General features: G+C 72.1%; 15 protein-coding genes. 10 read left to right on the top strand and 5 right to left on the bottom strand.

What is annotated here, in order from left to right; all coding sequences use genetic code 11:
- Positions 1 to 18 precede the first annotated feature (18 nt).
- Positions 19 to 621: a DinB family protein gene (locus ACFYPJ_RS22370; protein ID WP_389019814.1), complete on the bottom strand. Its 603-nt coding sequence runs from the start codon at positions 619 to 621 to the stop codon at positions 19 to 21.
- A gap of 229 nt (positions 622 to 850) precedes the next feature.
- On the opposite strand from ACFYPJ_RS22370, the gene ACFYPJ_RS22375 reads away from it, so the two are divergent.
- Positions 851 to 2,074: a lipase family protein gene (locus ACFYPJ_RS22375; RefSeq protein ID WP_389019817.1), complete on the top strand. Its 1,224-nt coding sequence runs from the start codon at positions 851 to 853 to the stop codon at positions 2,072 to 2,074.
- A gap of 171 nt (positions 2,075 to 2,245) precedes the next feature.
- Here ACFYPJ_RS22375 and ACFYPJ_RS22380 read toward each other — a convergent pair whose 3' ends face one another.
- Positions 2,246 to 2,857 carry a TetR/AcrR family transcriptional regulator gene (locus ACFYPJ_RS22380; protein ID WP_389019820.1) on the bottom strand — a complete coding sequence of 204 codons (612 nt, stop codon included), beginning with the start codon at positions 2,855 to 2,857 and terminating at the stop codon, positions 2,246 to 2,248.
- Positions 2,858 to 3,021: 164 nt separating this feature from the next.
- On the opposite strand from ACFYPJ_RS22380, the gene ACFYPJ_RS22385 reads away from it, so the two are divergent.
- From ACFYPJ_RS22385 to ACFYPJ_RS22400, 4 genes are read left to right on the top strand one after another with little or no spacing between them, the layout of a single operon-like run.
- The gene (locus ACFYPJ_RS22385) at positions 3,022 to 3,570 is read left to right on the top strand and encodes a (2Fe-2S)-binding protein (protein WP_389019823.1); all 549 of its coding nucleotides are present in this window, start codon (positions 3,022 to 3,024) and stop codon (positions 3,568 to 3,570) included.
- Positions 3,567 to 4,559: an FAD binding domain-containing protein gene (locus ACFYPJ_RS22390; RefSeq protein ID WP_389019826.1), complete on the top strand. Its 993-nt coding sequence runs from the start codon at positions 3,567 to 3,569 to the stop codon at positions 4,557 to 4,559. The genes ACFYPJ_RS22385 and ACFYPJ_RS22390 overlap by 4 nt, the downstream gene beginning before the upstream one ends.
- On the top strand, positions 4,556 to 6,697 hold the full coding sequence (locus ACFYPJ_RS22395) for a xanthine dehydrogenase family protein molybdopterin-binding subunit (RefSeq protein WP_389019829.1): 2,142 nt from the start codon (positions 4,556 to 4,558) through the stop codon (positions 6,695 to 6,697). The genes ACFYPJ_RS22390 and ACFYPJ_RS22395 overlap by 4 nt, the downstream gene beginning before the upstream one ends.
- Positions 6,690 to 7,832 carry an XdhC family protein gene (locus ACFYPJ_RS22400; protein ID WP_389019832.1) on the top strand — a complete coding sequence of 381 codons (1,143 nt, stop codon included), beginning with the start codon at positions 6,690 to 6,692 and terminating at the stop codon, positions 7,830 to 7,832. The genes ACFYPJ_RS22395 and ACFYPJ_RS22400 overlap by 8 nt, the downstream gene beginning before the upstream one ends.
- A gap of 42 nt (positions 7,833 to 7,874) precedes the next feature.
- On the opposite strand, the gene ACFYPJ_RS22405 is transcribed toward ACFYPJ_RS22400, so the two are convergent.
- The gene (locus tag ACFYPJ_RS22405; RefSeq protein WP_389019834.1) at positions 7,875 to 8,669 is read right to left on the bottom strand and encodes a hypothetical protein; all 795 of its coding nucleotides are present in this window, start codon (positions 8,667 to 8,669) and stop codon (positions 7,875 to 7,877) included.
- On the opposite strand from ACFYPJ_RS22405, the gene ACFYPJ_RS22410 reads away from it, so the two are divergent.
- The 5 genes from ACFYPJ_RS22410 to ACFYPJ_RS22430 all read left to right on the top strand — a co-directional run bounded on the left by ACFYPJ_RS22410 (position 8,655) and on the right by ACFYPJ_RS22430 (position 13,004).
- On the top strand, positions 8,655 to 8,972 hold the full coding sequence (locus ACFYPJ_RS22410) for a hypothetical protein (protein WP_389019837.1): 318 nt from the start codon (positions 8,655 to 8,657) through the stop codon (positions 8,970 to 8,972). The genes ACFYPJ_RS22405 and ACFYPJ_RS22410 overlap by 15 nt on opposite strands.
- 1 nt (position 8,973) lies before the next feature.
- Complete coding sequence (locus ACFYPJ_RS22415) at positions 8,974 to 9,354, top strand: DUF6086 family protein (RefSeq protein ID WP_389019839.1); 381 nt, start codon at positions 8,974 to 8,976, stop codon at positions 9,352 to 9,354.
- Positions 9,355 to 9,391: 37 nt separating this feature from the next.
- Positions 9,392 to 9,691: a hypothetical protein gene (locus ACFYPJ_RS22420; RefSeq protein WP_389019842.1), complete on the top strand. Its 300-nt coding sequence runs from the start codon at positions 9,392 to 9,394 to the stop codon at positions 9,689 to 9,691.
- 262 nt (positions 9,692 to 9,953) lie between these two features.
- Positions 9,954 to 10,562, top strand: a complete 609-nt coding sequence (locus tag ACFYPJ_RS22425; protein WP_389019845.1) for a TetR/AcrR family transcriptional regulator — start codon at positions 9,954 to 9,956, stop codon at positions 10,560 to 10,562.
- Between the two features lie 27 nt (positions 10,563 to 10,589).
- Positions 10,590 to 13,004 carry a DHA2 family efflux MFS transporter permease subunit gene (locus tag ACFYPJ_RS22430; protein WP_389019848.1) on the top strand — a complete coding sequence of 805 codons (2,415 nt, stop codon included), beginning with the start codon at positions 10,590 to 10,592 and terminating at the stop codon, positions 13,002 to 13,004.
- Between the two features lie 152 nt (positions 13,005 to 13,156).
- Here ACFYPJ_RS22430 and ACFYPJ_RS22435 read toward each other — a convergent pair whose 3' ends face one another.
- Together ACFYPJ_RS22435 and ACFYPJ_RS22440 are read right to left on the bottom strand one after the other, a co-directional pair.
- Entirely contained in the window at positions 13,157 to 13,282 is a 126-nt protein-coding gene (locus ACFYPJ_RS22435) for a hypothetical protein (protein WP_389019851.1), read from the bottom strand.
- Positions 13,279 to 13,596 (bottom strand): hypothetical protein, encoded by a 318-nt coding sequence (locus ACFYPJ_RS22440; RefSeq protein ID WP_389019854.1) that lies wholly within the window; start codon positions 13,594 to 13,596, stop codon positions 13,279 to 13,281. Before ACFYPJ_RS22440 ends, ACFYPJ_RS22435 begins: the two co-directional genes overlap by 4 nt.
- Positions 13,597 to 13,643 lie beyond the last annotated feature (47 nt).

The raw sequence follows: 13,643 nt of genomic DNA on the forward strand, positions 1-13,643 counted from the left end.
GCCGGGCGGCGGGCGCCGTCAGCCGTTGCCGGCCTGCCGTGCCGCCCGCTCCACCCGGCTCCGGTAGTTCTCCCACCACTCCCGCTCACCGGACGGCATGCCGTCCTTGCCCGTCAGCTCCCCGACCGACCCGTCGATCAGCTCACGCACGATGTCCGCGTGGCCGGCGTGCCGGTGGGTCTCGGCGATCACCCGTACGACGATGTGGTGCAGCGTCACCTCGCGCCGCTCCTCGGGCCACCACGGAACGCGGCCCGTCGCGTCCAGTGCCAGCTCCTCGATCGTGCGGTCGGAGTGTTCCCAGGCCCGCCGGTACAGCTCCACGATCTGTGCACGCGGCTCATCCGCGGTGGCCCACATGTCTGCGTTGGCCTCGGCGTTCTCCGTGTACCACCACCGGGGCGGCGGCTCCTTGTCGAAATACGGCCGCCCGAACACGTCGCCCAGGTATCCCAGCTCCACCCCGGCGACATGTTTGACCAGCCCGAGCAGATTGGTGCCGGTCGGTGTGAGCGGGCGGCGGACGTCGTACTCGGACAGTCCGTCCAGCTTCCACAGCAGGGCCTCGCGGGCCTCCTGCAGATAGCGGTGAAGGTCTGCTTTCGGGTCGGGTGCAGTCATGGCGGGCAGTCTTCCACCCGGCACTGACATCGGACCGCCGCCGCACGCCGCGCGGGAGCGATGCCCGCCGCACGGGCGGGCGGACCGGGAAAAGGCCGCCACACAACTCAACAAGTCGCACTTTGACACTATTTGAGCCATTCGAGTCAGGGTCCGGCAGATTTCCGCGTCCGGCCACCGCCGCTCGGGTAGCCAGTGAATCTCCCCCTCCCCTGACCGAGGAGTCCTCATGCCGTGTCGTCCTGTTCTGCGCAGACGTGCCGTGGCACCACTCGTCGCGGCGGCCACCGCGGTCCTTCCCCTCCTGCTGCCGCAGGCCGCCACGGCCGCCGCCGACCGGCCGCACTTCTACGAACCGCCGGCGCGTCTGCCCGCGCACAACGGTGACGTGATCCGGTCCGAGCCGACCGCCTTCCACCTGGACCCCCTCAAGGCGATCGAGGTCAAGGCGGACGTCAACCGGATCATGTACCGCACGACCGACCGCACCGGGCGGCCCGTCGCGGTCACCGGCACCGTGATCACCCCCCGGACCTCCCGGCACAGCCCGCTTCCCGTGGTCGCCTTCGCGCCAGGAACCCAGGGACTGGCGGACAAGTGCGCACCCTCCCGCCAACTGGCCGCGGGCACCGAGTCCGAGGGGCTGTTCATCAAGAAGCTCCTCGACCAGGACTACGCCGTCGTGGTGACCGACTATCAGGGACTGGGCACACCCGGAGTCCACACCTACCTGGACCGCGAGGCGCAGGGCCGGGCGGTCCTGGACTCCGTCCGGGCGGCCCGGCGGCTGACGGCGGCGAAGCTCCCCGACTCCGGTCCGGTCGCCCTCTACGGCTACTCCCAGGGCGGCGCCGCGGCGGCCTCCGCGGCCGAACTCGCCCACACCTACGCGCCGGAGCTGAAGGTCAGGGGTGCCGTCGTCGGTGCTCCCCCCGCGGACCTGGACACGGTGGCCGGCAGCCTCGACGGCTCCGCCTACTCCGCGCTTCTCGGCTACGCCCTGTCCGGGCTCGGCGCCGCCTACGGCATCGACGTCGACCCGTATCTGAACTCCCGGGGCAGACAGGTGATCCATGACCTGCGGGACAACCGGTGCACGGCCCAGGCCGTCGGCGCCCACCCGTTCCTGCGAACCCGCACCCTGACGGTGGACGGACGGCCACTGACGGACCGGCTCCGGCATGCCCCGTGGGACAGGGTCATGGCGGAACAGCGGCTCGGCGACCGCAGACCCGGCATGCCCGTCCTGCTCTCGCACAGTGTCCTCGACGACGTCATCCCCCACCGGGTCGGCGAGAAGCTGGCCGCCGACTGGTGCCGGCTGGGTGCGACGGTGAAGTTCGCCCGCAACCACATCCCCACCCATGTGGCCGCCAGTGTGGTCACCAGCGCCGAGGGCGTCCCGTGGCTCGCGGACCGGTTCTCCGGCAAGCGGGCACCGAGCACCTGCTGAACCGGGGCGACCGGATGGCGGAGCCGGTCATGCCGTGCGGCGGAACGCCGAAGGGCAGGCCGCGGGCGGTCCCGCCGGACGTCTCCGGTTCCGCAGGCCGTCGCAGGTGCGGACGACCGGTTCGCGGGTCCCGCTGCCGGACGCACCGCTTCCGCCTCGCCCCGCGCAGCGTCACCGCCGTCCACGGCCGGCGGGCGCACCCGCGCGCAAGCCGTCCATCACCAGGTCCAGGAGCCGGGTGGACCGGGACTGCCAGTCGCCGTTCGGGTCGATCTGGAAGATGCCCGCGATGGCGAGGGCGAAGTCGTCGGCGGTCACTCCGGGGCGGATGGTCCCGGCTTCGTGGTTGGCGTCCAGCAGGCGTTCGATCGCGGCGGCCACCAGCGGCTGGCTCGCCTTCGCGGGACCGCCGGTGGCGCTGGTGACCTGGCACAGCGCGCCGGCCAGGCCGGTCTTGGCCATGGCGTACTGGGCCAGCCGGTCCATCCACTCGCGCAGCGCCCGGTCGGGCTCCCGCGTCCTCAGCAGCTCGGTCGCGCTGTCGGCGAGCTGGCGCACCTCGTGCCGGTACACCTCAAGGACCAGCGTCTCGCGCGTGGCGAAGTTACGGTAGAACGTGGCCTGCCCGACCCCCGCCTTCTTGGCGATCACACTCAACGGGACGTCGTGGGCGCGCATCAGCTCGATCAGCGCCACCTCCAGGATGCGCTCGCGGTTGCGCTGGGCGTCCGAGCGCCGGGGGGCGCCGCTTCTCGGCCCCGTCGGCCCGTTTCCGGCGCTCATACACGCCCCCTTGTAAAGTGGACACCTGTCCGTTACGTTTTCCGGAGTAACGGACTACTGTCCGTTTGTTTCCACCATAACGGCAGACATGACCGGGCGGACCGACGCCGACGGGCGCGGCCCGCCGTGGCGGTCCCTCCTGGACGTGTGAAAGAAGGCTGATCATGGCTCCGTCGACGACCAGCACGATCACATTGCACATCAACGGTGAGAAACACACGCTGTCCGTCGACCACCGCACCACGTTGCTCGACGCCCTGCGCGAGCGGCTCGGTCTGACCGGCACCAAGAAGGGCTGCGACCAGGGGCAGTGCGGCGCCTGCACCCTGCTGGTCGACGGGCGCCGGACCGTCTCCTGCCTGCAGTTCGCGGTGGCGGCCGAGGGGCGGGAGGTCACCACCGTCGAAGGGCTGGCGGACGGCGACCGGCTGCACCCCGTTCAGCAGGCGTTCCTCGACCTCGACGGCTACCAGTGCGGCTACTGCACACCCGGGCAGATCTGCTCGGCCGTCGCGGTGATCGAGGAGCACGCGGCCGGCTGGCCGAGCGCCGCCACCGACGACGTCCGGCCGGAAGCGGCGCCGCCACCCCTGACCGCGGCCGAGATACGGGAGCGCATGAGCGGCAACCTGTGCCGCTGCGGCGCGTACGTGGCGATCGTCGACGCGGTCGCCCGCGCCGCCGCCAGTGAGGGTGCGGAGGTCGCGGTATGAGGGAGTTCGGATACCGGCGCGCACACGACGTCGCCGGCGCGCTCGCCCTGCTCGACGCCGACCCGGAGGCGCGCTATCTCGCCGGGGGCACCAACCTCGTCGATCTGATGCGGACCGGCGTCGAACGCCCGGCCCGGCTCGTCGACGTACGCGAACTCCCCCTCGACCGCGTCGAGGCGACCGCGGACGGCGGCCTGCGCATCGGCGCCACCGTCACCAACAGCGACCTCGCCGCCCACCCCGAGATCCGCCGCCGCTACCCGGCGCTGAGCCAGGCGGTGCTGGCCGGGGCCTCCGGACAACTGCGCAACATGGCCACCGTCGGCGGCAACCTGCTCCAGCGCACTCGCTGCGCCTACTTCGGCGACGTCACCAAGCCGTGCAACAAGCGCGACCCCGGCAGCGGTTGTCCCGCGGTGGCGGGCGAGCACCGCAACCACGCGATCCTGGGCGCCTCCGACCACTGTGTGGCCGTCCATCCCTCGGACATGGGCGTGGCGCTGCTGGCCCTCGATGCCGTCGTCTCTTACCGAACGGCCGACGGGCCGGGCGAGTTGCCGCTCGCCGAGTTCTACCTCCCGGTGGGTGACACCCCGCACCGGGAGACCGCGCTGCCGCCGGGGGCGCTCATCACGGGGGTCACGCTGCCGCCGATACCCGCGGCGGCCGGCTCCCGCTACCGCAAGGTGCGCGAGCGCGCCTCCTACGCCTTCGCCATCGGCTCGGTCGCCGCCGCGCTCGACGTCCGCGACGGCGTCGTGCACGAGGCGCGGCTCGCCTTCGGGGCGGTCGCGTCCCGGCCGTGGCGGGCCCGCGCGGCCGAACGCGTACTGACCGGTGCCCCGGCGGACGCCGAGACCTTCGCCGCGGCTGCGGCGGCGGAACTGGCCGCCGCCCGGCCGCTCGCGCACAACGGGTACAAGGTGACGCTGATGAGCAACCTCACGGTGGCCGTGCTGACCGAACTCGCCCAGGAGGCCATCCGATGACCACGACCACCGCAGCACCGGCCGCCCGGTCCGTCGGCACCGCGCACGTCCGGGTGGAGGGCCGGGACAAGGTCACCGGGGCCGCGCGCTACGCGGGAGAGGTCCCCTTCGCCGAACTCGCCCACGGCTGGCTGGTGTTGTCCACCGTCGCCCGCGGCCGCATCCGCTCGGTGGAGGCCGGTCCCGTCCGTGACATGCCGGGCGTGCTGGACGTCCTGCACCACGGGCACGCCCTGCCGGTCGACGCCGACTGGGTCCTGCCCATGGGCACGAAGCCGGACCCGATCGTCGCCCTCTTCCAGAGCGACCAGGTGCCGTACGTGGGCTGGCCCGTGGCGCTGGTCGTCGCCGAGACCTCCGAACAGGCCAGGGAGGCCGCCGAGGCCCTCGTGGTGCGCTACGACGCGGAACCCTTCGACATCGCGTTCTCCGCCGAACGCCCGGACGCGTACCCGGCGCCGAGTTACGGTGGGCCCGGAGTCACGGAGAAGGGCGATCTGGAGGCCGAACTCGCCGCGTCCGCCTTCGTCGTGGACGCCGAGTACACCACCCCGCAGGAGCACCACCATCCGATGGAGCCCCATGCGGCGACGGCCCGCTGGGACGGCGACCGCCTGGAGGTCTTCGACTCCAATCAGGGCAGTACCGGGATCGCGGACACCCTCGCGAAGCTGTTCTCCCTCGACCCGGCCGCGGTACAGGTCCGGGCCGAGCACGTCGGCGGCGGCTTCGGCAGCAAGGGCGAGGTCCGCGTCCAGCAGGTGGCCGCCGTGATGGCCGCGACCCTGCTGCGCCGGCCGGTACGGGTGGTCCTGACCCGCCGTCAGATGTTCCCGCTCGTCGGCTACCGCAGCGCCACCGCCCAGCGCGTCCGGCTCGGCGCCGACCAGGACGGCCGGCTGCGCGCCCTGGAGCACCGCTCGCTGAACATGACCTCGACGGTGCGGGTGTTCGTCGAGCCGTCCACCGCGGTGTCCCGGGTGATGTACGACGCCCCCGCCCACCACACGGTCAACGAGGTCGTACATCTCGACGTGCCGACCCCGACCTTCGTGCGCGCGCCGGGTGAGGCCCCGGGCTCGTTCGCGCTGGAGTCGGCGATCGACGAACTGGCCGTGAAGTGCGGGATCGACCCGATCGAGTGGCGCGTACGCAATGAGCCCGAACGGGGTCCGGTGTCCGGGAATCCGTTCAGCAGCCGCAATGTGATCGCCTGTTTCCGGGACGGCGCCCGCAGGTTCGGCTGGGCCGAGCGGGACCCGCGGCCCGGTGTCCGCCGGGACGGACGCTGGCTGCTCGGGACCGGCACGGCCGCGGCCACCTACCACGTGGCGGCCGCGCCCTCCACGGCCTCCGTGACCGCCGAGGCCGACGGCACCTTCAGCGTCCGGATCGCCGCCGCCGACATCGGCACCGGTGCCCGGACCGCGCTCACGCTGATCGCCGCGGACGCCCTGGAGGTGACCCCGGACCGCGTCCGGGTGCACGTCGGGGACAGCGGTTTCGGACCGGCCGTCCTCGCCGGCGGATCCATGGGCACCCGGTCCTGGGCCTGGGCGGTCCGGGCGGCGGTGGACGAACTGCGGGAACGGCTCGTCCCCGGCGTGCCCGTCCCGCCGGAGGGCATCACCGCACGGTCCGACACCACCGCGGCGGTCCTCGGTCTCGCCCGGCAGGCGCCGCGCGAACGGCACACCTTCGGAGCCCAGTTCGCCGAGGTCGCCGTGGATCCCGCGAGCGGCGAGGTACGGGTGCGCCGCATGCTCGGCGTCTTCGCGGCCGGCCGGATCGTCAACCCGCTGACCGCACGGAGCCAGTTCGTCGGCGGAATGATCTGGGGCATCTCCATGGCCCTGCACGAGGAGGCGACCCTGGACGGCGCCACCGGCGGTCTCGTCGGCGCCGACCTCGCGGGCTACCACATCGCCGCGCACGCCGACGTGCCGCACATCGAGGCGTACTGGGTGGACGACCCGGACCCCGACGACCCGGTCGGCATCAAGGGCATCGGCGAGGTCGGGAACGTGGGCGCCGCCGCGGCCGTCGCCAACGCGGTCTGGCACGCCACCGGAGTCCGGCACCGTGACCTGCCGATCCGGCCCGACCGGATCCTGACCGGCGGGGCGCCGGATGCTTGACCTGGCCGGGGATCTCGGCCGCTGGGTCGAGGAGGGCCGGGACTTCGCCGTGGCCACCGTGGTGGCCACGAGCGGCAGCGCCCCGCGCCCGCCCGGTGCCGCCCTGGCCGTCGCCGAGGACGGCACGGCGGTCGGCTCGGTCTCCGGCGGCTGCGTGGAAGGTGCCGTCTACGACCTGTGTCAACAGGTGCTGGAGGACGGGGAGACCGTCCTCCAGCACTTCGGCTACAGCGACGAGGACGCCTTCGCGGTCGGCCTGACCTGCGGCGGGGTCATCGACATCCTTATCACGCCGGTCCGCGCGCAAGGATCCCTGGGGGAGGTGTTCCGGTCCGCGCTGGCCGCCGCCGCCCGCGATGAGCCGACAGCCGTCGCCCGGGTGGTCCGCGGTCCGGCCGAACTCCTCGGCACCGCCCTCCTCGTGCGCGCCGATGGCGCCTGGGAGGGCGGGCTCGGCGGCCACCCGCGGCTGGACCGGACCGCGGCGGCCGAGGCGCGCGCGCTGCTGGACAGCGGCCGCACGGGCGTCGTCGACCTGTCGGAGGACGGGGCGCACTGCCCGGGTGGTCTGAGGCTGCTCGTCGAGGTGAACACTCCCCCGCCCCGCATGATCGTCTTCGGTGCGATCGACTACGCCGCCGCGCTGGTACGCATCGGCAAGTTCCTCGGCCACCACGTCACCGTCTGCGACGCCCGGCCGGTGTTCGCCACCCGGGCCCGCTTCCCCGATGCCGACGACGTCGTGGTCGACTGGCCGCACCGTTACCTGCGGCGCACCCCGACCGACACGCGCACGGTGCTGTGCGTGCTCACCCACGACGCCAAGTTCGACGTACCGCTGCTGGTGGAGGCCCTGCGCAGACCGGTCGCGTACGTCGGCGCCCTGGGCTCGCGCCGCACCCACGCCGACCGCGTCCGACGACTGCGCGAAGCGGGCCTGGCCGAGCCCGAGTTGGCCCGGCTGCGGGCGCCGATCGGCCTCGACCTCGGCGCCCGGACGCCCGAGGAGACCGCCCTGTCGATCGCGGCGGAGATCGTCGCGGCCCGGCACGGCGGCACGGGCGCCCCGCTGGCCGGCTCCGGCACACCCATCCACCGGGACGGGGCGGCCCGGGGCACCGAGGTGGTGGTGTGATGTCCCGGAGCCGCCCGCGTCCCGTACGGCGACGGAGCCGTGCTACCGGCGGACCACCAGGCGCACGGCGTCGGCGATGACGTATCCGTCGGCGGCGTCGGACAGTTCGACGGTGGCCGGCTGACCGGCGGTGAACCGGAAGTCGCCCAACGAGACCCACTGGCTGCCGCGTTCGCGCTGGTCGACACGGACGACGCCGGCACCTCCCGCGTGGTGGACGGTGTACGGGGCGTCGGACGCACGGTTGCTCGCCGCCGTGTACCAGACGGCCACCTGGTAGGTGCCGCTGACCGGCACGTCCGACCGCCAGCGCACCCCCGCGCCACCGGTGCTCGCCGGATGGGTGCGGTAGTTGTCCCCGTAGTAGCCGCCGACGCCGGTCGCCTTGTTCCAGTCGCCCGCGACGGCTTCGTAGCCTGCCGAATCGTTGTCCACCACGGCACCCCGGTAGGTGAGGCGGACCGCGTCGGCGGCGATCTCCTGCCCGGCGCCGGCCGAGAGTTCGACGGTGCCCCCGCCACCCGCCGAGAAGGTGAAGTCGCCGAGCGGCACCCAGGTGCCCCCGCCAAAACCCTGGTCCACCGTGACGGTCGTCCGGCCCTCGGCGTGCGCGACCACGTACGAGGCGTGGGAGGTCAGGGCCGGGTCCGCCGGGTACCAGGTGGAGACCGTGTAGACGCCGCTCATGGGCACGTCCGGCGGGAAGGGTGCCTGGGCGCTGCTCGTGCTCGCGGCATGCCGGTGATAGCTCTGCCCATGGTTCCCGGTGGTCCCGGTCACCCTGGTCCAGGCGCCGGAGACCGTCTCGAAGCCGGGGGCGAAGTGGTTGTCGAACACTGCGGCGCGCTGGCGGTGGACGTCCTCATCGGTGCCAAGCTGAGGACGCTCGACCGGGTCTACGACGAGTTGAAGCTGCTGCGGCGCGGCTGCAGGATCGTCGGTGGTTCCTCGCTCGCTTCGCCGGTGTCGTCCGCCTCGTTCGCGAAGTCGGCGGCGGGGGCCGGGAAGGGCTGTCTCGAAGGGGCGGAGAACTACGACGTCTTCGGCCCTCAGACCGGCAACAAGATCACCAACATCGACCACTTCGACGACGACGTCCTCTGGGAACTGAAGGACACCCTGCCAAGGACATCAGACTGAGGTGGGACCACTGAGCTACGAATTCGAGACGGCCGACCGGACAAGGACGCTCTGGGACCCGGCACTCCGGGTGGGAAAGCTCTACGTCTCCCTCGCCCGTGGCGCAGGCGACCTGCTGGAACTGCCCACCGGACTGACGGCCGACGAACGCGGGGGCGCCGATGTCGACCTCGGCGCGTTCCAGGTGTTCACCCAGGGCCTGTACGACACGTGCTGTGCCACCAGGAACGTCCTCATGCACGATCTGCTGCGCGGTCTGCTGCTCGCCTCGATCGTGATGCCGGAGACGGGCGGCGGCACCATCGTCCGCGCGCCGGACCGTGAAGCGGGCCTGCTGGACGACCACGACGCCTACGTCCGCAGGATGTGGGTGGAGGACTGAGGAGGACGGGCGCCGCCGCGGAACTGCGGCGGCGCCCGTGACCGAGGCAGCGAACCCCGGAGCGTTGCAGTTGCGTACGGTGGTGGCCGGACGGAAGGTCCAGGAGGCGTCCACCGCGGACCCGGCTCTCGCCGTGGACGCGCTCCCGGCCTTCGCCGCCCGCTGGAGCATCCTTCGGCCGGGCGGTGTCCTGCTCACGGCGACCCCGCCGGAGTACGGCCACTGGTCTCCGGCGACCGGGTGGAGGTCCGGATCGAAGGTGTGGGGACCCACACGATCCGCTGGTCGGCACGGCTCCCCCGATGCCGGCGGTCCGAGCGGGAGCGGTGAGGTGTGAGAGTCGACACCTTGACCGAACGCTCTCCGATCGGGTCGAACGCTCCGCGACCGCGCACGACCGCGGAGAACACCGGCCCCCGCGTGGGGTCGCCCACCACCGCGACACGTGTGGGCCCCCCACTGCTCCCGCGCGCCCTCTCCGGAACGAGATGATTGTTTGCATTTCACTCTTTGGGAACTTACGCTCGGCGCGTACGAAACAGTTTCGATCCGTTAATGGATCGACAGCCCCTGGACACGGAGAAGCGAGGTGTCGTCGGATGAGCGCGATACGGGCAGCCGCCGGCACCGAGGCGGTGCCCCGCCGGAGCAGGCTCACCCCCGAGCGCGCGGGTGAGCTCTACGACGCCGTCCTCGACGAGTTGCGCGAGTCCGGCTACGACGCCCTGACCATGGATGCCGTCGCCGCCCGGTCGCACTGCAGCAAGGCCACGCTGTACCGGCAGTGGCAGGGCAAACCCCAACTGGTCGCCGCGGCGCTCCGGCACTGCAAACCCTTCGACCTCAGCAGGCTGGACACCGGCTCGTTGTCGGGCGACCTCCACGAAGTGGCCCGCCGTTTCACCGGCGCGCGCAAGGACGTCGAACTGAGCCAGGTCATCGCTCCCGCCGTGCACAAGAACCCCGACCTGGCCGAGGCGCTGCGCGAGGCGGTCATCGAGCCGGAGCTGGAGATGCTGCGGGAGATCGTCGAGCGGGCCGTGGCCCGGGGTGAGATGGCACCGGACTCCCCGACGGCCCGCTATCTCCCGCACATGCTCGTCGGCGCGGTCTTCGCCCGGCCCTTCGTCGAGCGGCGCGAGGCCGACACCGCCTACCTCAAGCACTTCCTGGACACCGTGGTCCTTCCGGTGCTCGTTCGCAAATGATCCTGTCACTCCCGGAGGACCTCTCACATGTCATCCACTTCTGTCGACGCGCGCGCCGACGCCGCACCGGCGAGGTCCTCGTCAGCCCACGGTGCGGAACACCACCACAGCCAGGGCCGGTGGTTGGTGCTGGCCGTGATCGGCCTCGCCCAGCTGATGGTGGTGCTCGACTCGACCATCGTGAACATCGCCCTGCCGTCCGCCCAGCAGGACCTGGGCTTCTCCAATGACGGCCGGCAGTGGGTGGTCACCGCCTACTCGCTGGCGTTCGGTTCCCTGCTGCTGCTCGGCGGCCGGCTGGCGGACCTCTTCGGGCGCAAGAACACCCTGCTGATAGGTCTGGTCGGATTCGCGGTGGCGTCCGCGGTGGCCGGCGTGGCGCAGAACCTGACGTTGCTGATCATCGGCCGTGCGGTGCAGGGCGTGTTCGGTGCGCTGCTCGCACCCGCCGCGCTGTCCCTGCTGACCACGACCTTCACCGACGCCAAGGAACGCGCCAAGGCGTTCGGCGTCTACGGTGCGATCGCCGGTAGCGGCGGCGCCGTCGGTCTGCTGCTGGGCGGCCTGCTGACCGAGCACCTGAACTGGCGGTACACCCTCTACGTCAACCTGCCGATCGCGGCCCTCGCGGTGGTCGGTGCAGCAGTGCTCATCCGCAGCCCCGCAAAGACCCAGCGTCCGCACCTGGACCTGTCGGGCACGATATTCGCCGCGGGCGGTGTGTTCTCCCTCGTGTACGGCTTCGCCAACGCGGAGACCCGCCCGTGGGGCGACTGGATGGTCTGGATGTTCCTGGCCATCGGCGTCGTGCTGCTGACCGGCTTCGTCATCCGGGAGAACCTGGCCAAGCATCCGCTGCTGCCGATGCGCGTGCTGGCCGACCGGAACCGTGCGGCTTCCTTCGTCTCGGTGTTTGTCAGCGGCGCGGGATTGTTCGGGATCTTCCTGTTCCTGACCTACTACCTCCAGGAAACGCTGCACTACACACCGGTCAAGACCGGTCTGGCCTTCCTCCCGCTGATCGGGACGCTGATGGTGTTCGCGCAGCTGTCCACGGTCACGCTGGTGCCGCGGGTGGGCGCCAAGCCGATCGTCCCGGTCGGTGCGCTGCTGACGACCGGCGGTCTGATCTGGCTCACCGGCCTCGATCTGCACTCGACCTACGCCGCAGACGTGCTGCCGCCCCTGGTGATCATGGGCATCGGTATCGGCATGGTGGTTCCACCCGCGATCAGCCTCGCCACCCTCGGGGTCGCCCCGCAGGACCAGGGCGTCGCCTCCGCGACCATCAACACCATGCAACAGGTCGGCGGTTCCATCGGCACCGCGCTGTTCTCCACCCTGGCGGCGTCCTCGGCGACCGACTACATCAAGCACCATCTGCCGGTGACCCCGCTGGTGCAGGCCAATGCCGCGCTGCACAGCTACGCCACCTCCTACTGGTGGGCGGCCGGCTTCTTCATCACCGCGGCCATCCTCGCGTTGGTGCTCTACCGCAAGGGCAGCCCCACGGCGCAGCTGGAGACCGCCGGCCTGGCCGCCGACACCGCCGAGGAGAGCACCCTGACGGCCGCGACCGAGCCTCCGGCCCGGCCCGGGACCACGACCACGACCACGACCACGACCACCATGAGCCTTCCGGTGCCGACCGACGTGATGATCACCGGTCAGGTGTCGGCCCTCGGCGGCGGTGCGCCGGTGCCGGGCGCCGTGGTCACCCTGATCGATCCGACGGGACGTCAGCTCGGCCGCTCCACCGCCGATTCGCTGGGCCGCTACGCGGTGTACGTGCCGACCGCCGGCTCGTACGTCCTGGTCGGCTCGGCCACCGGGCGCCAGCCGCAGGTGGCCACCCTCTCGGTGGGCGACTCCTCCGTCGAGTACAACCTCGTCCTGGCCGGCAACGGCGGTCTGGCCGGCACCGTCCGCGCCGGCGACCAGCCGGTGGCCGGTGCTCTGGTGGTGGCGACCGACCCGTACGGCGAGGTGGCCGACTCCACGATCACCAGTGCCGACGGCGGCTACCGCTTCGCCAGCCTGGCCGCCGGGGAGTACGTCCTGACCGTCAGCGCCGAGCGTCACCGGCCCACCGCCATCGCGATGGCCGTCGGGGACAACGCGACCGCACAGGACGTGTTCCTCGCGCCGGCCGCCCTGGTACAGGGCACCGTACGCGGCCAGAACGGCGCACCGCTGGCCGATGCCCGGGTGGCGCTGCTGGACCCGGCGGGCAGCGTGGTCGCCACCCGTACCACCGGCGAGGACGGCGCGTACTCCTTCCCGGATCTGGCCGGCACCGAGTACACGCTCGTCGCTTCCGGCTACCCGCCGGTGGCCACCCCGGTCCGGGTGGACGGCACCGGGCAGGACGGCTTCGACCTCTTCCTCGGCCACGAGGAGAGCGGGCAGCAGAGCAGCCCGGAGCCGGGACCGCGGGACTGACGCGCCGCCCTGGCTCGACGGATCATGCCGGTGCCGCTCTCCTGGGGAGAGCGGCACCGGCATGATCCGCACCGACCGGCCGCCCGGCTACGGCCGACCGGCTCCCGGGCGGCCGTCGCCCATCGGCCCGGCCCCGGGCCGGTAGCCCCGGATCACCCGACGTCGAGCACGGCGACCGCGGCGCCGCTCCGGGCGCTCCCCAGCGCCGTCGCACGGCCCATCCCACTGCCGGCGCCGGTGACCGGTCCCGCCTTCCGGGCGACGGAGACCCCGCTCATGCCAGCGGCTCGTGGTTCGCCCAGGCGACCTTGTACGGGTGCCGCGCCTGCCAGTGCTTGATGGCCTCGTGCAGGCCGGGCGCGGTGAACGCCTTCGTCAGCATGTCGGTGTCGGCCACGGCGAACTGCACGATCGCGGTCGCGATCAGTGCCTCGATGGCCTCCTCGCCGGGGACCGGAAGGTGGCGCCGGGCCACGACCGACTGCACGAGACCGCTGTCGAGCATGACCCGTTCGATATCTGCGAGGTACTGATCCAGCTCGGCGGTGGGCAGCGGCTGGTCGAAGGAGACAATCATCGTGTGGTTGATCATGCGGCAATTCTTGAGGCGTACGCCGACGGCGTCCAAGATCTGTTCGA

The sequence above is a fragment of the Streptomyces sp. NPDC006012 genome (assembly GCF_042871185.1).
Taxonomy (GTDB): Bacteria; Actinomycetota; Actinomycetes; order Streptomycetales; family Streptomycetaceae; genus Streptomyces.